We start from the raw sequence: 19,344 nt of genomic DNA, 5'->3' as shown, positions 1-19,344 counted from the left end.
GACGGCGACAAATAAAAAAGGCTGCTCCCTCCCGAGCGGGAAGGAGCAGCCTTTTGGTGTTCGGTTGCAGGGGCGCGCGCCGAGTGGGCGCGAGCGTGCAGGGGGGCGTTACATCATGCCGCCCATGCCGCCCATGCCGCCCATGCCGCCCATGCCGCCGGCACCGCCAGCAGGCATGCCGCCGCCACCGCCGCCACCGCCGTCGTCATCGTCCTCGTCTTCGAGGTCGGCGACGACAGCCTCAGTGGTCAGCAGGATGCCGCCCACGGACGCAGCGTTTTCGAGTGCGGAGCGCGTGACCTTGGTCGGGTCGAGCACGCCCTCGTCGAGAAGGTCCCCGTACTCTTCCGAGCGGGCGTTGAAGCCGAAGTCCCCCTCGCCGTCCTTCACCTTCTGGACAACGATCGAGCCCTCGTGGCCCGTGTTCTCGGCGATTTGGCGCAGCGGGGCCTCCAGGGCTTCCCGCACGATGGAGACGCCGATCTCCTGGTCCTCGTTCTCGACCTCCACCTCTTCGATGGCCTCAAGGGCGCGGAGGTAGGCCACACCGCCCCCCGGAAGCACGCCTTCGTCGACGGCCGCGCGGGTCGCGCTGAGTGCGTCTTCCACGAGCGCCTTCTGGGCCTTCATCTCCGGCTCGGTCGCGGCGCCTACGTTCAGCACCGCCACACCGCCGGCGAGCTTCGCGAGGCGCTCCTGCAGCTTCTCCTGGTCGTAGTCGGAGGTGGAGTTGGCGATCTGCTGCCGGATCTGGTTGACCCGGGCCTCGATCTCCTCCTCAGAGCCCTCGCCGCCCACGATCGTCGTGTTGTCCTGATCGATGGTGACGCGGTCGGCCTGCCCGAGGTAGTCGAGCGTGGCGTTCTCGAGGCGGTAGCCCTTCTCCTCGCTGATGACCGTGCCGCCGGTGAGGACGGCAATGTCCTCGAGCATCGACTGGCGACGGTCGCCGAATCCAGGCGCCTTCACGGCGGAGACCTTCAGCGTGCCGCGCATCTTGTTCACCACGAGCGTGGCGAGGGCCTCCCCCTCCACGTCCTCGGCGATGATCAGCAGCGGGTTGCTGGTCTGGCTGACCTTCTCGAGGATCGGCAGCAGGTCCTGCATGTTGCCGACCTCATCGTCGTAGATGAGGATGTAGGCGTCCTCGAGCACCGCCTCCATCTCCTCGGAGTCGGTCACGAAGTAGGGGGAGAGGTAGCCGCGGTCGAACTGCATGCCCTCGACCACGTCGAGGTACGTCTCGATGCCGCGGGCCTCCTCGACGGTGATCACACCGTCCTGCCCAACACGCTCAAACGCGTCGGCAATGAGGTCGCCAATCGCGTCGTCGTTGTTGGCCGAGATCGTGGCGACCTGCGAGATGCGGTCCTTGCCCTCGACCGGGTCGCTCTGGTTGCGGAGGTGCGTCACGACCTCCTCGGCCGCCGCGGTGATGCCGCGCTTCACGTCCATCGGGTTGGCGCCGGACGTGACGCTCTTCATCCCGGCGTTGATGACGGACTGGGCCAGCACGGTCGCCGTCGTCGTGCCGTCGCCGGCGTCGTCGTTGGTCTTCGACGCGGCCTCCTTCAGCACCTGGGCGCCGATGTTCGGGAGGCGCTGCTCCAATTCAATTTCTTTTGCGACTGTGACGCCGTCCTTCGTGATCGTCGGGGCGCCAAAGGATTTCTCCAGCACGACATTTCGGCCTTTCGGGCCGAGCGTGACCTTGACGGCCTTCGCCATCTGGTCCACGCCCTCCTGGAGGGCGCTTCGTGCGTCGGAGTCAAATTTAATCTGCTTCGCCATGGTTGCGTATAAAAGGTTTCGTTCGGGGAATTCGTTCGGGAGTGGGAGTCGGTCGTGCAGCCGTGGCGTCGGCGGCCACGGAGACGGCCGGGTCGTTATCCTTCAACGACGCCGAAGATGTCGCTCTCGCGCATGATGAGGTACTCATCACCGTCGAGCGTCACCTCGGTGCCGGCGTACTTGCCGTAGAGGACATCATCGTCCTCCTCCACCGTCATCTCGATCCGGGTGCCGTCTTCAACGCGGCCCGGACCGGTCGCGACGACCGTTCCCTCCTGGGGCTTCTCCTTCGCCGAATCCGGAATGTAAAGACCACTCTCGGTCTTCTCTTCGGCCGGTTTCGGCTGGACGACGACGCGGTCGCCGAGAGGTTTGATGCTCGTCATGATCTGTTCGGAATGCCTTGTGAGGGATGTGTGGATGAGGCTCCGGAGACTGTTATCACTCACCAGTGGCGAGTGATAATAACTCCAGGTCAGCTAACACCGGGTCCTTTTCTGTGTTCCTGATTGCGGTGAGGCTGAGGGTGAAGATCCCTTAGCGACACTCGGGTGGCCCTTCGCGTCGTGTCGCGCTGGCGTTCCGAACAACGAGGCGGCCTTGGTGTGTGAGTTGAGGCAAAGCGGGGCCCGATCCTGGCCTGGCTAGAAGCGATGCCGACCTCTCCAAAATGCATGGCAGACGCACGCGGCACAAGACTCGTCTGGTACGGCCTGCTGGCGGTTACGAGCGGGGTGTTCGTCCTGGCAATGCTTCCGCCCGTCCTGCCGGCCTCGCTTCAGGGCGTGGTTCGGGAGGGCTTCGCGCCGGTGTGCCACCAGCTGCCGGGGCGTTCGCTCCACGTCGGGGGCGTCCCGGTGGCGCTCTGTGACCGCTGCAGCGGCATTTACGCTGGGCTCGTCGTGGGCGTGGCGGGGACGGGCTGGGGGCACAGCCTGTGGGCCACGCTCGGGCCGTACAGTCGATATGCATTGCTCGGGGCGCTCGTCCCGCTGGGGCTCGACTGGATGGGGCCCCTGTTGTCGCTCTGGGGCAACGGGCCCGTGAGCCGCGCGCTCACTGGGCTTCTTTTCGGAAGTGTGGCGGCCAGTTACGTCACGGCCCGACTGCTCCACCGGAAGGCACGGGCCTCCGGCACGGGTGGTCCCGACTAGGACCGCTCTCCTTTCGGTTGGTGGGGCTTATGCTTAATTTCGTGCGACCTTTCTCCGGGGCACGCCGCGTCTTCGCAGGGCCCCACTCGTTCAATCGCACCACACGTCTCTCGTACCCCCATGACCCCGCGACAGCAATCGATCTTGGTCGGCGCCGTCGTCACCGGCCTTCTCAGCACATCCTACCTCGGGCTCATCAACACGATCTGTTGCCTCGGCGTCATCGTGGGCGGGATCGTCACCACGCAGCAGTACGCGGCCCGGAGCTCGGGGGCCATTGCGTCGGGGGACGGGGCGGTGCTCGGGGCGTCGGCCGGGGCGGCCGGGGCCGTCTTCTCCGCCCTGTTCGACGTGATGCTGCGCCCGCTCGGGCTTGACTCCCAGTCGGTCCAGCAAGCCCTGCAGGAGCAGGTCATGCAGAACATGGGCGGCCAGGGAATGTCTCCGGACATGATGCAGCAGATGCAGGGAGACGCGCCCGGCCTTTTGTCCGCGATGGGGATTGCGCTCCTGCTGCTGAACGTCGTCGTGTTCGCCATCTTCGGCGCAATTGGGGGCGCCCTCGGGACGACGCTCTTCGGGGAGGACGAGGCGGGAGGGCCGGGGACGGAACAGGCCGTGGAGGCCGAGGGGATTGACGAGTAGGCCCGCCCCGCTCAATCGAAGAGCGAGGGCTCGGTCTGCCGCCGCTCCAGCTCCTCGATCAACCGCCGGTTGGCCCGGGGAAAGGCGTAGTCGTCCAGCTCGTCGACCGTGACCCAGCGGACCGGTTGGTCCTCGCGGGCCTCGGGGGGGCCGTCGGCGAGGCGGCCGCGGAAGGCGTGGAGGGTGATTTTGAAGTGGGAGTAGGCGTGGGAGAGGGTGTAGAAGGGCTCCACGTCCGTCATTCCGACGCCGAGTTCCTCCCGGACCTCCCGCCGACACGCCCCCTCCATCGACTCCTCGCCCTCCTGCTTTCCGCCCGGAAATTCCCAGAGCCCGCCGAGCAGCCCCTCGTCGGGGCGGCGCTGGATGAGGAGCCGGTCGTTGTCGTCGAATACGAGGCCCACGGCGATGTCTTTGTGGGGCACCGGCTGGGACTCGGGGGTGATGGGGTAGTCCTCCTCCGTTCCGGCGTCGTGGGCGCGGCACACCGCGGTGAGTGGGCAGCGGTCGCAGTGGGGCGTGCGGGGGGTGCAGACCAGCGCGCCGAGCTCCATCATCGCCTGGTTGAAGTCGCCGGGGCGGTCGGGGGGGAGGAGTTCGTTGGCGAGGTCGCGGAGGTGGCCCTCGGCGGCGCTCGTGGTGGCGTCCTCGTCCACCGCGAACACGCGACTCAGCACGCGTGTCACGTTGCCGTCGAGAACGGCGTGGGGCTTCCGGTACGCGATCGAGAGCACCGCGGCGGCGGTGTACGGGCCCACGCCCTTCAGGTCCTTAATGGCGTCCATCGTACTGGGGACGGCGCCGTCGTGCTCGTCGACGACGCGACGGGCGGCCTCGTGGAGGTGACGGGCCCGGGCGTAGAACCCGAGGCCTTCCCAGTGCTTGAGGACGGCGTCCCGATCGGCGTCCGCGAGGGCCTCAACCGTGGGAAAGGCCTCCAGAAAGCGGGGATAGTAGTCGCGTACGGTGTCGACCCGCGTTTGCTGAAGCATAATTTCCGAGACCCAAATGCGGTACGGGTCGTCCGTCTCGCGCCAGGGCATCGACCGCTTGTGCTCGTCGTACCAGTCGAGCACATCGGTACGGAAGGCCTGACGCTGGCGGTCGGTGGGGGAGAGAGGGAGTGTGGGAATGGGAATGTGGAAGGCGGCGTGGGCGGGAGAACAGACGAGTGGGGCCCGATTACGGAGGGTCGGCCTACGGCCGAAAACGAATCTGGACGACGAGGGTGTCGGGGGGAGCGGCCCCGAATTCGGCTTGGAGGAGGGCGCGGTGGATGCCGGGGGCGGCCCCTTCGGGAATCCAAGTGAAGGAGCGGCCGGCGACGCCGCTCAGGGCGGGGCCGCGGAGGAGCGTGTAGCGGGCCACCGGGTGCTCATTCAGGGAGTTCGGGAGCGGAAGGATGAGCGGCGTGCCCGCATCGGCCGAGGCACGCACCGTGTCGGGCGGGGGGGAAGGCGCCGATGCAACCCATGCACTGCCGCCGGGTTCAAGGGCCGTCGATGGCGGCCCGGCCTCGGATCCCGTCACGCCCAGCAGGCCGGCCGCGAGAACGGGGAGGAAGAGGCGATGGAGGAGCGTCATGATGCAGGGTCTCACAGTGAGTGGTCACCGGCGACACGTCATATACCCAACCGTCGGGACGGTGTTGCTCGTCCTCGGGGGACTGCTGTGCGCCGGTGGGCAGCAGGCGGGGCGCGCCCAGGCATCGGCGTCCAGCCCCGACCCGCGAGCGGGGCAGGGGCGGCTGGTGCTGGACGGAGAGCGGGTGGCGTGGCCGGATACGGTTGCGACTGCGCCCCCCGACCGGGTACGGGCGACCGGCCGGCGCGTCCTGCGCCACCTTCGTCGGAAGGGCCACTACTACGCCACGATCGACTCGGTGTCCGTCGATACGAGCAGCGCCGGGTTCGACGTTCGAGTCTATGCCCGCCGCGGGCCGCAGGTGCGGGTGGGAACGCTTCGCCTCAGAGGGGACAGCGCCGTGCCGGCGGCCGAACTGCGCGCGCTCATGGAGACCGAGGAGGGCGCGCCGCTCCGCCCCGACCGGCTGGAGGCGGACGTGCAACGGCTTCTGGATCGGTACGAGGAGGCCGGTCACCCGCTTGCGCAGATCCGCGTGGCGGAGACGACGGCCCCCGCGGCCGAGAGGGCCGCCCTCCGGGTTACGCTCCAGATCGACGAGGGGCCCGCGCTGTGGCTCCGGCGTGTTGAAGCCCCGGACGACGCCCGCGCCACCCCGGAGCTTCTGGCGTCCCTGGCGGGGCTGGAGGAGGAGGAAGCCCTGCGCGGCTACGACCCGGACGCCATCCAGCGTCGCCTCCAAGCACACGACCTCTTTGAGACGGTCGGGCCTCCCCAGCTGCGGGTTGCGGACGACGGCGGGGCTGTTCTTCAGATTCCAATCGAGGAGGCCCCGCCGGGGGCGTTTGACGCCGTGCTCGGCTACCTGCCCGCGTCTCAGACCCGTGATTCGGGACAGCTCGTCGGCAGTGGGCACCTGGTGCTGCAGCACCTGTTCGGCGGAGGGCGACGGGCCGAATTTGCCCTCGACCGGCGGCCCGGACGAACGAGCATTGTCGACGTCTCCGTCGCGGATCCGTACCTGTTTGGGCGTCCGGTCCGGCTGGCCGGTCGGTTTCGGGGCGAGCAGCGGGACTCGACGTATGGAGAACGGATCTACGAACTTGAGGGCGGGTACCGGCTGGGCAACGGGCTGGAGCTGACGGCCACCCTCAGCCGCGAAGCGGTGCGGCCCGGCCCGGCCGGGACGCAGGTGCGCGGCGCCCGCCAGCAAATTCCTCGGGCCACGACCCTGTTCTATGGCGTGGGCGTGCGCTACCGGCAGCTCGACCGCTCTCGGAATCCGCGGCGTGGCGTCTCGCTCAACGTCCAACTCTCGCAGGGCCGCAAGGAACGCCGGCTCCGCCGCGTTGCGGCCGCCGGCGACACGACGCGGGTCTCCGATTCGTTCCGCCAGGAGCGCCTGCGGGGGCGCGTGCGAACCTACCTCCCGCTCTTTGGCCGGCAGGTCTTTGTTGCGGGGGGCGACGGCTCCGTACTTCTCAGCCGGGACTACGACCGGAGCGACCTGTTCCGGCTCGGCGGGGCCACCTCGCTTCGGGGCTACGACGAAGACCGGTTCGCGGGAAATGTCGTGGCGCGCGGGCTCGTGGAGTATCGCCTGCAGTTGGACCGGGCCTCGTACGCGCACGCCTTCTTCGACCTCGGATACGTCGGGCGCCCGGCACTGGGGGCCACGACGGCCACGCAGGGCTGGCACCCCGGTTACGGGCTGGGGATGCGGCTGCAGACGGCCCTCGGGCGCATCTCGGCCAGCTATGCCCTCAACCCACAGGTGCAGAGCCCGGCCAACGGACGCGTGCACCTGGGACTCTCCGTCGGGCTCTGAGCGTCGCCGGTCTGAGCAACGGACCGTTTCCTGGCGTGCCACATTCGTTGGGGCAGTGCAGAGCCATCCCCACAGCCGTCGCGTGCAATGACCACGAACTTTTACGCCCCGCCCTCCGCCATTCGGGCCGGCCGCATCGTGTTGCCGGAAGAGGAAGCGCGGCACCTGCGCACGGTGCTCCGCGGAGACGAAGGCGACGAAATAACGGTGGTGGACGGGACGGGCGGCTGGTACCGCGCACGGATCGACCACGTGGGGCCGGACCAAGTGGTGGGGACGATCACGGAAGAACGGGACAACGTGGGCGAGCCCGACATGGACGTGACGGTGGCCCTGGGCATCCTGAAAAAGCGGTCGCGCTTCGAGACGTTCGTGGAGAAGGCGGTGGAGCTGGGCGCGCGGCGCGTTGTGCCACTGCGGACGGAACGCACCGAGCGCGACTCAATCCGCGAGGAGCGGCTCCGCAACGTCATGGTGGCGGCCATGAAGCAGTGTCGCCGCAGTCGGCTGCCGGATCTGGCCGCGCCGCAGTCGCCGGAGGCCCTGCTCGGGGGGGCAGAGGCGGAGCTGCGGCTCGTGTGTCACGCCGGGGCCGGCGCTGTGCCGATCCGACAGGCGGCGGCCGAGGCGGCGCCGGTCGCGTCGGCGCTCGCGCTCGTGGGGCCGGAGGGGGGCTTTTCGGCGTCGGAGGTCGAGGACGCGGCCGAGGCCGAATGTGTGTCCGTGTCGCTCGGGGCCCGTCGGCTGCGGGCCGAGACGGCGGCCCTCGCAGTGCTGCACTCTGTCGTGGGAGCACCCCCGAACGACGTGGACGGGGCGCCGGGGGGGCACGGGCAAAACGGATGAAAACCGAGACGACGCGGAGCGCGGCCCCCACGGATTCGTAGCCCGTACGGGCATGGGGCCTGATCATGAGGCCTGCAGAACGTGATGCGCGCAGAAGCAAATAAGTCATGCACCATTCTTCACGCATCACCTGTCCCGCATCACCTGTCCCGCATCACTCCCCCCGCTTCAGCGCCCACACCCCCAGCCCCCACACGCCGCACGTCCAATGGCCGACCTTACCGAAACGTCCCTCTCTTCCGAGCAACTCGTCGACGGGGTCCTGTTGAAGGCGTTTCGCGACGAGGTGCGTCTGTCCAACGGCCAGACGTCGGTCCGCGAGTGGATCGATCACCCGGGTGCGTCGGCCATCGTCCCGGTGTTCGAGGATGGACGGACGCTGTTGGTGCGCCAGTTCCGCTACCCGCCCCGGCGTGCCTTCCTGGAGGTGCCGGCCGGCAAGATTGACGAGCCGGGGGAGGCCCCTGTGGACGTGGCGGCGCGAGAACTGGAGGAGGAGACGGGGTGGCGGGCCGGTCGGTTCGAGCACGTGGGGACGGCCTACCCGTGCATCGGCTACAGCAACGAGCAGATCCACGTGTTCACCGCGCACGACCTGGACCGTGGGACGCAGGCCCTCGCGGATGGGGAGTTTGTAGAGGTCGTCGAGATGGGCGTCGAGACGGCACTTGCGCGGGCCCGCCAGGGGGACCTCCAAGACATGAAGACGGTTACCGCGCTCGTCTACGCCGCGGCGCACCTGAACGAATCATCCGCGGCCCCGTAGCGTACGTCGCCGTTGAGGCACGCAAGCATTTCCGCCATCAATTTCTTTCTGACAAAGCGGACGGGTCAACATGTTTTCATTCATGGTCGTCCTCATCGCCCTCATTGCGGCCGTTCTCATCCTGGTGATCCTCATGCAGAGCGGCCAGGGGCAGGGCCTCTCGGGCATCGCCTCCGGCGGGGCCACCCGCCAGGTGCTCGGCACCCGACAGGCCCCCGACATGCTTGAGAAGGCGACGTGGACCCTCGCGGCGGTGTTTATTTCCCTGTGCGTCATCACCAACTTCTTTATCGACACCGGCGAACAGGAAAGCGTCATCCAGCAGCGAGCCCAGGACACCCCGTCTCAGCAGGGACAGACGCCCCCGAGCCAGGGAGGCGGCGCCGCACCGCTTCCTGGTCAGGGCGGCGGTCCGGGGGACGGAAGCGGCCAGAGTGGGGGCGGTGGGAACTAGCCCTCGGGCATTCGGCGGCGGCCGGTAGAGCCGGACGACGTCGGAACACGTGGACGGCGCGGCGAGGTGTCCTTCGGGTATCTCGCCCTTTCTCTTCGGAACGGGGACACATAAAAAGCGGCAGCCCCGACTCGGGACTGCCGCTCGTGTTCGGGCGGATCGTGCAAATCTATAAGCCGAATTTGGTCTGCTCGCCCCGGCTTCGCGCCGGACGACGAGGAGGTCATCATCTATCTGGGACGACCGTCGCCGGTCGCCTCGAGCGGCCTACCTGCACCGATGAGGCGGGCAGCCTTCTGCCCCGGTGGTCACCGGGGCCGGTGCCGCTTGGCCTTGCACCCCGTAGGGTTTGCCGGGCCGCTCCGGTCGCCCGGAACGCCGGTGCGCTCTTACCGCACCCTTGCACCCCTTACCCCGACGGCCGCCGGGGCGGGACTGCTCTCTGTTGCACGGGCCGTCGCGCCAGTGGCGACTGGCACGCCTTCCCGTTAGGAAGTACGGGGCCCTGTGGTGTTCGGACTTTCCTCACCGCCGTCCCGACCACACACGGACGGGATGTGACGGAGCGATGACCCGATTCGCACGTCCCCCGTATGTACCGTGTCGGCCGGAAGAAGGTCCTACGTATCCCTCTCTCCCCTCACGATGCGGCCCATGCAAAAAAGCGCAGCGGCCCCGGCGGGCGGCTGCGCTTCTAGAGGTCGAGGGTGTCCTTCATCTCGTCGACCGTCTCGTTGTAGAGGTCCTGGTCGACGATGATGCGTCCGGTGTGTTCGCAGGCGACGACGGTCTTTCGCTTCCGGATCTCGACCTGTCGCTGCGGCGGGACGGCAAAGCCGGCGGCGGCGCCTCGCTTGAGCGGCACGACGGCCCGGCCGTCGCGGAGGCGATCGCGGAGCTTCGAGTAGGCCTTGAGGTAGCGGCTGTCCACCTTCTCGGACGCCTCGTCACGGAGCTCCTCGAGGGTTTTCTCCTCGTCCTCCGTATCGTCGACCACCTCTTCGAGCTCGTCCTGCTTCTCGTCGAGCACCTTCTCGAGCTCGTCGAGGCGTTCCTGCGTCTCCTCGATGGCCCCCTCGTTCGATTCGATGGTCTCCTCGGCCTCCTCGATGGTCTCTTCGGCCTCGGCGATGCGCTCCTCCTGGCTTTCAATTTCTTTCGTGAGCGCGTCGAACTCGCGGTTGTTGCGGACTTCGAGTTGCTGCTCCTCGTACTTGTCAATGAGGCCCTCAGCCTCCTTGATGTCGAGCTCGGCCTGCCGCTTGGCCACCTTCTGCTCCTGAACCTCCTCCTCGTAGTTGTCGAGGCGCGTTTCGAGGCCCGCCTTCTCGTCCTCCAGGTCGCGAATCTCGGCGGGGAGGTCGCCGCGGAGCTTTTGGATTTGGTCAATCCGGTTGTCAATATGTTGGAGCCGGACCAGGGCACGGAGCTGATCTTCCACATCCGTCTTTTTCTTTCGAGCAGTCGGCATAGACTAGCTGTTTTTGATCATTTGAGCGCGGATGAACACCATCCAACATGTACATTCACACTGGGCGGAGGTTCGTACCTCCATATGGGACTTCTTCCATTTCATGCAAAAACACCAGGGACGGTTGCCAAACGGCCATGAAACGGGCGGCGGGAGGGGGCACACTGGCGTTCCCGAGTATTTCGTGTTGCGTGCCTCGTATTGCGTACTTCGTACTGCGGGAGGGATGGGCAGCTTCGGATGGGAAAGGGCATTCATGCAATACGCATCACGCAATGCGGCCACTTCTGTGACGGCACGTGCCGCCAACGCTGGCGGTGATGCTTAAGAAGACACGGTTCCTGCATTCCCTTCGGGCACGAACGTGCGCACGGGACTGGTGGTGGTGTCGGTCCGGTGCCAGTCGACCTGCGGAAACGCCTTCCGAAGCCGGTCGCGGAGCAGGGCCTCGGTGAGGGCCTCGGTCTCGTAGTGGCCGGGGTCGACGAGGGCCATCTGGGGCGTGCCGTCGCGGCCGAGCGTCTCGAAGAACTCGTGGTACTTGACGTCCGCGGTGACGTAGGCGTCGGCCCCGGCGCCCCGGGCCGTGCCGATGAAGTCGCTCCCGGCGCCGCCACAGACGGCCACGCGCTCCACGGTCGCGTCGGGAGCGCCCGCGTAGCGCAGGCTTTCGGCGTCGAGGCGCGTCGCCACGCGGTTGAGAAATGCCGACAGTGGCATTGGGGCCTCCAGGTGGCCCAGGGCGCCAAGCCCGGCCCGCGAGTTCTTTTGCTTGACCGGGTAGAGGTCGTGGGCCACTTCCTCGTACGGGTGGGCCTCCTGCAGGGCGGCCATCACGGACCTCAAGTTCCAGCGGGCGACCTCCACCTCCAGCTTGCGCTCCGGGGCCGACTCCACGTCGCCCCCCGCGGTGCCGATGTGCGGATCGGCGCCGGCCCCGGGCTTGAAGAAGCCGGTGCCCGCCGTCGCGAACGCGCAGGCCTCGTAGTCGCCGATCCGGCCGGCGCCCGCATCGGCGAGGGCCCGCCGCACCTCGTCGAACGCGTCCTCCGGCACGAAGACGACCAGCTTATACAGCGTGTCCTCGAACCCGTCGAGGAAGCCCACGTCGGTGAGGCCCAGGCGCTCGGCCAGCGCAAACGAGACGCCCTCCGGCGCGGCGTCGAGGTTCGTGTGGCTGCTGTAGAGCGCGATGCCCGCCTCGGCAAACCGGAGGGCCAGGTTGGACACGTACCCGTCGGCCGTCACGCCGTCGAGCGGCCGGAAGAGGAGGGGGTGGTGGGTCACGACGAGCTCCGCGTCGTGTGCCTTCGCCTCCGCCAGCACCTGGGGCGTCGCGTCGAGGGCCAGCACGGCGGACGTGACGGATCGAGACGCATCGCCCACCTGCAGGCCGACGTTGTCGTAGTCCTGCGCCGAGCCGGGCGGGGCCCAGTCTTCGAGGGCGGTGGTGATGTCATCGATGGCGGGTGCGTCGGGCATGGGCGAGGGGAAAAGTGTTTCGGAGTGAAGGGCGGTGCGGTTGCCGCTAGGGCTGGATGGGGGAGGCAGGCTCGGTGTGGGAGGCCGCCTCCGACATGTCCGATACGGCGACCCCGAACGACGTGCCCACATCCAGCCCCGAGGCAATGAGCGGATCGTCCAGGGGCACGGTGCGGGTCTTGCCGGCGATCTCGTCGAGTGGGACCTGCGTGAATGTGTCGTTCTGGACGGCAACCATGACGCCCGTGGTTCCCTCCGCGACCAGGGCGGCTGCGCGGGTGCCGAGGGTCGTGGCGAGGGTGCGGTCGTACGCCGTGGGGGACCCGCCCCGCTGCATGTGGCCCAGGACGGTGGTCCGGATGCTGGTGTCGAGGTGCTCCCGGAGCTGGTCGGCGAGGACGCGGCTGATGCCGCCGAGGCGGATGGAGTCGGTGTACTCGTCGCCCCGCTCCTGGACCACGTAGTCGCCCTCCTTACGCCGGGCCCCCTCCGCCACCGCCACGATCGTGAAGCGCTGCCCACTCCGCTCCCGGTCGCGGCACACGTCGGCAACCGTCCCCACCTCGTACTCAATTTCGGGCAGAAGAATCACGTCGGTGCCACTGGCGACCCCCGCGTGGAGCGCAATCCAGCCCGAGTACCGGCCCATCGTCTCGACGATCATCACCCGGTGGTGGCTCTGTGCCGTCGTGTGGATGCGGTCGATCGCGTCGGTCGCGGTGCTGACGGCCGTGTCGAAGCCGACCGTCCGGTCGGTGCCCACCAGGTCGTTGTCGATGGTCTTGGGCACGCCCACGATGTCGACGCCGAGGTCGGTGAGGCGGTGGGCGATGGACATGGTGCCGTCGCCGCCAATCGCCACGAGGGCGTCCAGGTCGAGGGTGCGGTAGGTCTTCATCACCTGGGCCGACACGTCGGCGCCGCCCCGGGGAAGGTAGTTGAAGGGGTCGGCCTTGTTGCTGGCCCCGAGGATGGTGCCGCCCCGGGTGAGGATGCCGCTCACATCGCGGTAGTGGAGGGGCTCGACGTTGCGGTCAACGACGCCGCGAAATCCGTCCAGGAAGCCGAGCACCTCCGCATCGTGCTGGAGGGTGAGGCTCTTGGTTACGGCACGGAGCGCAGCGTTGATGCCGGGGCAGTCGCCCCCCCCGGTCAGGACGCCGACGCGGAGAGAGTCACTGGGCATGGAACGGCGCGGGGATTGGCGAGCAGAACCGAAGCGGGCGCGGGGCCACGATCCCGATTTTGGTCAGTGGTCTTATGAGTGGGGGCCCGAAAGTGTGCAGGGGGAATGCGAAAAAAGGGTCCGTTCGGACGAACGCAAGCGCTTTCGCCCCCGCGATGGCGTCTGGAAGGGGGCTGGACGCGGGTTCCCCCGTTGCGCCCCCCCGAAAAACTCCGCCTCCGCCAGCGCGTTGGGAACGGCCCAAATGGTTTCGAACGACTCACTAACGTGCTTCCAAATCAACCCGTCCCATGAAGGTTCAGCAATCGCAAAACGTCCTCGGCGGGGTTCTTCGCGCGTGTTCGATGGATCCCGAGACCGGATTTTACCGGGATGGCCACTGCCGAACCGGGCCGCGCGACACGGGCAGCCACGTGGTGTGTGCCGAGATGACGGAGGCGTTCCTGGAGTACACGAAGCGCCAGGGCAACGACCTGATGACGCCGCGCCCAGAGATGGACTTTCCGGGGCTGGAGCCTGGCGACCGGTGGTGCCTCTGTGCGGCGCGGTGGCGGGAGGCGATGGAGGCCGGCGTGGCCCCGCCCGTCGTCCTGGCGGCCACCAGCGAGGCGGCGCTCAAGGCTGTGGACCTGGAGGTGCTGAAGGCCCACGCCGTCGATGCGCCGTCGTCGGACGATGCGTCTCCGGACGCGTGAGCGCGAGACGCCGGGCCAGTCGGCGTGCGTCAGGTGCGAAGGGCAGGCAGCGAGGCATCGGCCGGGACGAAGGAGAGGGCGAGGCCGTTGTTGCAGTAGCGGAGGCCAGTGGGGTCCGGGCCATCCTCGAAGACGTGGCCCTGGTGGCCGCCGCAGCGAGCGCAGTGGTATTCGGTGCGGGTGTAGCCCAGCTTTGTGTCCTTCTTCGTGTCCACCTGGCCGTCGAGCGGAGCCCAGAAGCTTGGCCAGCCCGTTCCGCTCTCGTACTTGGTCTTCGACGAAAACAGCGGCAGGCGGCAGGCCGCGCAGATGTAGGTCCCGGTCCGGGTTTCGTTGAGCAATGGGCTTGACCTGCGCGGCTCGGTGCCCTCTTCGAAAAGAATCTGGTACTCGCTTTTCGTCAAGAGGCGTCGCCACTCCTCCTCAGACTTGTCCAGCGGGGGGAAATCCTCGGGGAGGGTGTGTACGCCGAGCGTGTCGGGGGCCGAAGTGGAGGCCGGGGTCGACCGGCTCGGGGTGCACGCGGTCAGCGCCAAGGGCGCCACGGCGGCCCACCCCAGATGCTTGAGAAAGGTTTTGCGGTCCATGGAGGCGTGGGGGATGAGTGCAACGGCGGTGTGGAGGGTATGGGGGACTGGGGGCCAAAATGTTTCGGTATGCCCCTGCTTCCACGAAAATGCGCTGAATGACACGGAAACGGGAGGCGTAGGTTGATCCACGAGCGTGAAAGGACGTAACGATTATTGCTCATTTCCGGGAATCCCGTCCATCATGCGTTCAGGATTGCGCACATTCCGGCTTCCTCGGTGGGGGCGGATTCTGTCCGCCCTGGTCGTCGGGGCGTTGCTGATGCAGGGACCCGTTCAGGGCCTCCTGCAGGCGGCCCACGAAGCACTGGGCACCCACCGGTGTGCGCATGCCCAGCACGACATGTGTCCGCGCAATCCCGACGGGCCGTGCACCTGCGCCCATACCGATTCCGACACCAGCCCCGAGGGCCCGATCATGCAGGCGTGCCATAGCGGATCGGAGGTTCTGGGGCCCACGCCGGTGCCCCGGTGGCAGTCCCCGAGTGCTCCGGCTGCCGTTCCAAGCCCGCTCACATCCGAAACGACACTTCTGGCCCTGTCGCCGTCCCCACCGCCGGAGCGCCTTGGCGACGACATCTTTCGTCCTCCCCGAACGACGCCCCTGTACGCCTGAGTTGACCGGCGGGCGTGCCCCCGTATTTCTGTCGTTCGGATGCCCGCACGGATGAGGTCGTCCGTGCATTCCCACAACCTTGGAGGACTTCTATGGATCGCTACGTCGTTTTTGCATGCATCTTTTTCATTGCGTTCGCTTTCATTCCGCCCGCCGCGGCCCAGCCGTCGGGGACCGTGACCGGTCGCGTTACCAATGGGGAGACGGGTCGCCCCTTGCCCAGCGTCAATGTAATCGTCGAGAGCACCGATGACGGTGCCCAGCCGCGCGGCACGAGTACCGGGCCACAGGGGCGCTTTACCGTCGACGGACTCGCCCCTGGCATGTACGTCATCCGGGCGCGCTTCGTCGGCTTTGCGTCCCGCTCGCGTGAGGTGGCGGTGGCCGCCGCCGAATCCGCCCGGGTCCGGTTTGCACTTGCTCCACGGACCGTCGGCCTCGACGCCGTTGAGGTAACGGCCGCGCCCACCGTTTCCGAGACCGCCGAGCAACTCCGGGAGGCTGACATTCAGGAGGCCAATCCGCGGGACGGCGGTGAGCTTCTGCGCACGATGTCGGGGGTGAGTGCGGTGCGACGGGGCCCGGTCGGCCTCGATCCAGTTGTGCGGGGGCTGCGCTCCGGGCAGGTGGGCGTCTACGTAGACGGAATGCGCACCTTCCCGGCCGGCCCGGCGCGCATGGACTCGCCGCTGAGCCACACCGGCCCCTCGACCATGCAGAGCATCGAGGTTGCCAAGGGCCCGTACGCGCTCACCTGGGGGGGCGGCCAGCTTAGCGCCATTCGCGTCGAGACCAATGACCTCTTCAACGTGGCCCGTGGCGAGCGTCTGAGCGGACAGCTACAGACCGGCTACGACAGCAACTTCGGCTCCTACGACGTGACGGGCACGGTCAGCGGGCGAAGCGACGCGTTCGCCTACCGGGTTGATGGGGCCTACAGAACGGGCAACGACTACGAGACCGGCGACGGCACGTCGGTGCCCGCAGACTTTCTGAACCGCGAGCTCCGTGCGAAGGTCGGCTACAAACTTGGGAACAATCAGCGCCTGACCGCCGGAGGCGGATACCAGCGACAGGATGACGTCGACTACCCCGGCCGCCTGCTCAACGCCCAGTTTTTCAAAACCGGCCGCGCGCGTCTCGGGTACGAGTACGCCTCAGGCACCGGCCTGGTGCGTTCGGTGGAGGCAAAGGCGTATGGCTACCAGACCCTGCACACGATGAACAACGAGGGGAAGGTGACCTACGCCTCGGAGAATTTTCCGGGGCCCCCGCTGCGCGTCGCCGTCAATTCCGACATCACGACGCTCGGCGGACGCGTGGTGACGCAGCTGGCGCCCTCCCAGGACCTGCGGCTCAAGGTGGGCGCTGACGGCTATCGTGCCCACCGCGATGCCGAGCGTCCCTTCCAGGTCGTCAAGAACGGCGAGCCGACGACGCCGGGCTTCTACGAGAGCAAGCAAATCTGGCCCGGGGTTGTCACCGCCGATGCGGGCGTCTTTGCGCAGGCCACGCGCCTGCTCGGGCCCGTTGAGGCCACGGGCGCCGTCCGCGCGGACATGGTCTGGGCCGGGGCTGACGAGGAGCAGGTGACCGACGTGTATCTCGACATTGCCAAGCCGGGCGACGGGGCGCTGGATGCGGATGCGCTCGACCGACGGGAGTTCAACGTGAGCGGTGCACTGATGCTCACGGCGCCGCTCTCACAGGCCTGGACGCTTTCGGCCGGGGGCGGGACGGCGGTGCGCTCCGCCGGTGCCCTGGAGCGCTACGCGGACCGCTTCCCGTCGAACAAGGCACAAACGAGTGCCGAGTTCATCGGCACCCCGCGCCTGGACCCCGAGCGGTCCTGGCAGGCCGATCTCGAACTGGAAGCCCGCTACGACCGCGTCTCGTTCGCGGTGGGCGGCTTTGCGCGGCGGATCTCCAACTACATCACCCTCCAGGATGCGCCGGACGTGGAGCCCATGCTGCCACTGCCCATCTTCGCGGAAGGGCCGTTCCGCTACGCCAACGGCACGGCGACCTTCTACGGCGGCGAGATGTCGGCGTCGGTGGCGGTGCTCCGATCGCTTACCGCGAGCGTGAGCGGGAGCTACCTCTGGGGGAAAAACCTAGAGACCGATCAGCCGGCGTTGGGCGTTGCGCCCCTGACCGGAGACATCGGGGTTCGCTACGAACCGCCCCAGGGCCGCTTCTACATAGAGGGCACACTGGGGGGCGTGACGGAGCAAGACCGTGTGGCGTCGATACTTGGCGAGACCCCCACCGAGGGATACGTCACCCTTGACCTCCGGGGCGGCCTTGCGGTGGGACGCGGCATTTCCGTCGAGGGGGGCGTAACCAATCTTACCGATGCCGACTACGTCAATCACCTGAACGCAAAGAATCCATACTCCGGAACGCCCATTCCGGAAACAGGCCGCATCTTCTTTGCGGGGGTTAACTATGCCTTCTGACTGCGGAACACTGATCTGGGGAGGGGCCCTGTGCCTCAAGCGGCGGTGTGGCAGTCAGGGGGCGGGGCGAATCGAGAGCAGTGCGTCCTCAGTGGCAGGCCGGCCTCTGGCCTGCGGGCGATTGCCGGCCCGCAGCCGTCCTGCCTGCCGGCAACGGCGCACTGGTGCCCGCCAGATCCCTACTCCAGACGACTGTCCCGGATCGCGATCGCGGGCCTGGGCCCCCTGTCCCACGACGGAGGCACCGACACCGCCTTCGGACTCGCGGGTGCGTTCGTGCCTCCCAGGTTGGCACCGTCTGAGGCGCCGGAACCGAGCGCCCACCGCCGAGGGCACGTCCTGCGAGACGAGACCGGCGGCGGCTTCTGGGAGCAGGGCACAGTGGCCCGGGCGCCCAACGTCTGGCGTGCAATTTGCTGAAGACGTTAATCCCGGGCGGAGGCAGCCCGCCGGGCCTGGGCCGCGTCCCGATAGGCGTCCCGATAGGCGTCCCGATAGGACGGACGTCGGCCTGCTTAGAACGTCGGACGCGACCGACGAACGTAACGTTGCGGTGCGTGTATGATATGTGTACGACACATGGCACCGCAATCCGTTTGGGCATTCCTGGGGGGAGCGAACAACCCGCGAGAAGAATTCCGCGTCATTGGGGCGTCCGGGCATCAACGAAAAGGGTCCGCGCCGAGAACGACCGGAAGGGTTTTTCTCCACAGGGACGGCGTAGCCCCGGCCCCCTCCCGCCAGCGCACGGGCCCGACGTGGAGAGAGCCGTGATTCAACGAGTCCGCGTTGTTTCTGCAATCACCCGCCCGTCTTCAGGACAGAGAGTGGCGTGAATACGTATTAAATTAGTCACATCTTCTGATCGCACCCCCTGGAGATAAGTACAGTACGTCCCACCGAGTGACCACCCGTCAAGAACGTTAAGGTTCAGCATAGATCTGGTAGGATCTGGTGGAAAGCCACCGGGGGGCTTGGCTTGTTGATCGTTACATCGTATATTTCTCTTGTCTGGACGGGAGAACAGCGGTGCCCGATTGCTCACTGTCGAATGATGCGCTAGTATGCCGCAATTCTTTCCCAAGAAGGCCAATGCGCTGCCCGTTCTTTCCCTAGGGGCTTCGGTCCTCGGGGGCGTTCTCCTGGTGTTTTTGGTTTGGTACTACTTCTCGCCCGAGTTCAAGGTGGTGGGCTACCAACCGGAGCAGCCCGTGCCGTACAGCCACGAGACCCACGTTGAGAAGCTGGGGATGGACTGTCAGTACTGCCACACCAACGTGGCCAACTCCAAGCACGCCAACGTGCCCTCCACGCAGACCTGCATGACGTGCCACAGCCAGGTGAAAACCAACTCCCCCAAGCTGCTGCCGGTGCGTGAGAGCTGGGCGAACAACGAACCCATTGAGTGGACGAAGGTGCACCACCTGCCAGACTACGCCCACTTCAGCCACGCGTCGCACGTCAACAAGGGGGTCGGGTGCGAGACGTGTCACGGCCGGATCGACCAGATGGGCGCGGACGGCGTGTACCAGGCCGAACCCCTGTCGATGGGGTGGTGTCTGGATTGCCACCGGCAGCCGGAGAAGTACCTCCGGCCCAACGATCAGATCACGACGATGGGGTACACCCAGCCGGCCAACTTCGTCGAGCGCAACCTGGAGCGCATCGAAGAGGAGGGCATCCAGCCGCCCTCCAACTGCTCGGCCTGCCACTATTAGTTGTTTCGGGGTGAGCGTGTTGCGTTCAGTGTTCTGTAGCGAGACTTCTGCAACGCACGATA

Annotated in this window: 18 protein-coding genes and 1 other RNA gene; 10 read left to right on the top strand and 9 right to left on the bottom strand. The window is 67.3% G+C overall.

Annotated features, from left to right (window positions below; genetic code table 11):
• Positions 1-108 precede the first annotated feature (108 nt).
• On the bottom strand, positions 109-1,791 hold the full coding sequence (groL, locus tag OJA40_RS04195) for a chaperonin GroEL (RefSeq protein WP_208425423.1): 1,683 nt from the start codon (positions 1,789-1,791) through the stop codon (positions 109-111).
• 95 nt (positions 1,792-1,886) lie between these two features.
• On the bottom strand, positions 1,887-2,177 hold the full coding sequence (groES, locus tag OJA40_RS04190) for a co-chaperone GroES (RefSeq protein WP_103020612.1): 291 nt from the start codon (positions 2,175-2,177) through the stop codon (positions 1,887-1,889).
• Between the two features lie 288 nt (positions 2,178-2,465).
• On the opposite strand from groES, the gene OJA40_RS04185 reads away from it, so the two are divergent.
• Both OJA40_RS04185 and OJA40_RS04180 read left to right on the top strand, forming a co-directional pair.
• On the top strand, positions 2,466-2,945 hold the full coding sequence (locus OJA40_RS04185; RefSeq protein WP_208425422.1) for a DUF2085 domain-containing protein: 480 nt from the start codon (positions 2,466-2,468) through the stop codon (positions 2,943-2,945).
• A 120-nt stretch (positions 2,946-3,065) separates the two neighbouring features.
• Positions 3,066-3,590 (top strand): hypothetical protein, encoded by a 525-nt coding sequence (locus OJA40_RS04180; protein WP_263809991.1) that lies wholly within the window; start codon positions 3,066-3,068, stop codon positions 3,588-3,590.
• An 11-nt stretch (positions 3,591-3,601) separates the two neighbouring features.
• Here OJA40_RS04180 and mutY read toward each other — a convergent pair whose 3' ends face one another.
• A complete protein-coding gene (mutY, locus tag OJA40_RS04175) occupies positions 3,602-4,666 on the bottom strand; it encodes an A/G-specific adenine glycosylase (RefSeq protein WP_208426758.1) in 1,065 nt (354 codons plus the stop codon).
• A 121-nt stretch (positions 4,667-4,787) separates the two neighbouring features.
• A complete protein-coding gene (locus OJA40_RS04170; protein WP_208426759.1) occupies positions 4,788-5,174 on the bottom strand; it encodes a hypothetical protein in 387 nt (128 codons plus the stop codon).
• Positions 5,175-5,235: 61 nt separating this feature from the next.
• On the opposite strand from OJA40_RS04170, the gene OJA40_RS04165 reads away from it, so the two are divergent.
• The 4 genes from OJA40_RS04165 (at position 5,236) to secG (ending at position 9,068) form a co-directional block, all read left to right on the top strand.
• A complete protein-coding gene (locus OJA40_RS04165; RefSeq protein WP_263809990.1) occupies positions 5,236-7,002 on the top strand; it encodes a BamA/OMP85 family outer membrane protein in 1,767 nt (588 codons plus the stop codon).
• 87 nt (positions 7,003-7,089) lie between these two features.
• A complete protein-coding gene (locus OJA40_RS04160) occupies positions 7,090-7,848 on the top strand; it encodes an RsmE family RNA methyltransferase (RefSeq protein ID WP_263808257.1) in 759 nt (252 codons plus the stop codon).
• A 208-nt stretch (positions 7,849-8,056) separates the two neighbouring features.
• Positions 8,057-8,614, top strand: a complete 558-nt coding sequence (locus OJA40_RS04155) for an NUDIX domain-containing protein (RefSeq protein ID WP_263809989.1) — start codon at positions 8,057-8,059, stop codon at positions 8,612-8,614.
• A gap of 70 nt (positions 8,615-8,684) precedes the next feature.
• Complete coding sequence (gene secG / locus OJA40_RS04150; RefSeq protein WP_263809988.1) at positions 8,685-9,068, top strand: preprotein translocase subunit SecG; 384 nt, start codon at positions 8,685-8,687, stop codon at positions 9,066-9,068.
• 156 nt (positions 9,069-9,224) lie between these two features.
• On the opposite strand, the gene rnpB is transcribed toward secG, so the two are convergent.
• From rnpB to OJA40_RS04130, 4 genes are all read right to left on the bottom strand, one after another.
• Positions 9,225-9,653, bottom strand: an RNA gene (gene rnpB, locus OJA40_RS04145) — RNase P RNA component class A.
• A gap of 109 nt (positions 9,654-9,762) precedes the next feature.
• Positions 9,763-10,539, bottom strand: a complete 777-nt coding sequence (locus tag OJA40_RS04140; RefSeq protein ID WP_263790948.1) for a zinc ribbon domain-containing protein — start codon at positions 10,537-10,539, stop codon at positions 9,763-9,765.
• 324 nt (positions 10,540-10,863) lie between these two features.
• Positions 10,864-12,021 (bottom strand): Nif3-like dinuclear metal center hexameric protein, encoded by a 1,158-nt coding sequence (locus OJA40_RS04135; protein WP_263809987.1) that lies wholly within the window; start codon positions 12,019-12,021, stop codon positions 10,864-10,866.
• A gap of 46 nt (positions 12,022-12,067) precedes the next feature.
• The gene (locus OJA40_RS04130; protein WP_263808260.1) at positions 12,068-13,207 is read right to left on the bottom strand and encodes a 6-phosphofructokinase; all 1,140 of its coding nucleotides are present in this window, start codon (positions 13,205-13,207) and stop codon (positions 12,068-12,070) included.
• Positions 13,208-13,497: 290 nt separating this feature from the next.
• On the opposite strand from OJA40_RS04130, the gene OJA40_RS04125 reads away from it, so the two are divergent.
• Positions 13,498-13,902, top strand: coding sequence for a DUF2237 family protein (locus OJA40_RS04125; protein WP_011404838.1), 405 nt, complete (start codon positions 13,498-13,500; stop codon positions 13,900-13,902).
• 29 nt (positions 13,903-13,931) lie between these two features.
• Here OJA40_RS04125 and msrB read toward each other — a convergent pair whose 3' ends face one another.
• Complete coding sequence (msrB, locus tag OJA40_RS04120) at positions 13,932-14,489, bottom strand: peptide-methionine (R)-S-oxide reductase MsrB (protein WP_263808261.1); 558 nt, start codon at positions 14,487-14,489, stop codon at positions 13,932-13,934.
• A gap of 184 nt (positions 14,490-14,673) precedes the next feature.
• Between msrB and OJA40_RS04115 the strand changes: the two genes are divergently transcribed.
• The 3 genes from OJA40_RS04115 to OJA40_RS04105 all read left to right on the top strand — a co-directional run bounded on the left by OJA40_RS04115 (position 14,674) and on the right by OJA40_RS04105 (position 19,282).
• A complete protein-coding gene (locus OJA40_RS04115; RefSeq protein WP_263809986.1) occupies positions 14,674-15,105 on the top strand; it encodes a hypothetical protein in 432 nt (143 codons plus the stop codon).
• 92 nt (positions 15,106-15,197) lie between these two features.
• Positions 15,198-17,564 (top strand): TonB-dependent receptor, encoded by a 2,367-nt coding sequence (locus OJA40_RS04110; protein WP_263809985.1) that lies wholly within the window; start codon positions 15,198-15,200, stop codon positions 17,562-17,564.
• A 1,064-nt stretch (positions 17,565-18,628) separates the two neighbouring features.
• The gene (locus OJA40_RS04105) at positions 18,629-19,282 is read left to right on the top strand and encodes a cytochrome c3 family protein (RefSeq protein ID WP_011404835.1); all 654 of its coding nucleotides are present in this window, start codon (positions 18,629-18,631) and stop codon (positions 19,280-19,282) included.
• The last annotated feature ends 62 nt before the right edge of the window (positions 19,283-19,344 follow it).

Source organism: Salinibacter pepae, assembly GCF_947077775.1.
Lineage (GTDB): Bacteria > Bacteroidota > Rhodothermia > Rhodothermales > Salinibacteraceae > Salinibacter > Salinibacter pepae.
The sequence above is the reverse complement of the archived record's forward strand: the minus strand, read 5'-3'. Positions and strand labels throughout refer to the sequence as shown.

Bases quoted from the DNA above. Each gene is read 5' to 3' on its own strand.
- OJA40_RS04140 (WP_263790948.1), bottom strand. From the start codon at position 10,539: ATGCCGACTGCTCGAAAGAAAAAGACGGATGTGGAAGATCAGCTCCGT.
- OJA40_RS04170 (WP_208426759.1), bottom strand. From the start codon at position 5,174: ATGACGCTCCTCCATCGCCTCTTCCTCCCCGTTCTCGCGGCCGGCCTG.
- secG (WP_263809988.1), top strand. From the start codon at position 8,685: ATGTTTTCATTCATGGTCGTCCTCATCGCCCTCATTGCGGCCGTTCTC.
- OJA40_RS04155 (WP_263809989.1), top strand. From the start codon at position 8,057: ATGGCCGACCTTACCGAAACGTCCCTCTCTTCCGAGCAACTCGTCGAC.
- OJA40_RS04115 (WP_263809986.1), top strand. From the start codon at position 14,674: ATGCGTTCAGGATTGCGCACATTCCGGCTTCCTCGGTGGGGGCGGATT.
- OJA40_RS04185 (WP_208425422.1), top strand. From the start codon at position 2,466: ATGGCAGACGCACGCGGCACAAGACTCGTCTGGTACGGCCTGCTGGCG.
- groES (WP_103020612.1), bottom strand. From the start codon at position 2,177: ATGACGAGCATCAAACCTCTCGGCGACCGCGTCGTCGTCCAGCCGAAA.
- msrB (WP_263808261.1), bottom strand. From the start codon at position 14,489: ATGGACCGCAAAACCTTTCTCAAGCATCTGGGGTGGGCCGCCGTGGCG.
- OJA40_RS04125 (WP_011404838.1), top strand. From the start codon at position 13,498: ATGAAGGTTCAGCAATCGCAAAACGTCCTCGGCGGGGTTCTTCGCGCG.
- OJA40_RS04130 (WP_263808260.1), bottom strand. From the start codon at position 13,207: ATGCCCAGTGACTCTCTCCGCGTCGGCGTCCTGACCGGGGGGGGCGAC.
- OJA40_RS04135 (WP_263809987.1), bottom strand. From the start codon at position 12,021: ATGCCCGACGCACCCGCCATCGATGACATCACCACCGCCCTCGAAGAC.
- OJA40_RS04180 (WP_263809991.1), top strand. From the start codon at position 3,066: ATGACCCCGCGACAGCAATCGATCTTGGTCGGCGCCGTCGTCACCGGC.
- OJA40_RS04105 (WP_011404835.1), top strand. From the start codon at position 18,629: ATGCCGCAATTCTTTCCCAAGAAGGCCAATGCGCTGCCCGTTCTTTCC.
- OJA40_RS04160 (WP_263808257.1), top strand. From the start codon at position 7,090: ATGACCACGAACTTTTACGCCCCGCCCTCCGCCATTCGGGCCGGCCGC.
- groL (WP_208425423.1), bottom strand. From the start codon at position 1,791: ATGGCGAAGCAGATTAAATTTGACTCCGACGCACGAAGCGCCCTCCAG.
- OJA40_RS04110 (WP_263809985.1), top strand. From the start codon at position 15,198: ATGGATCGCTACGTCGTTTTTGCATGCATCTTTTTCATTGCGTTCGCT.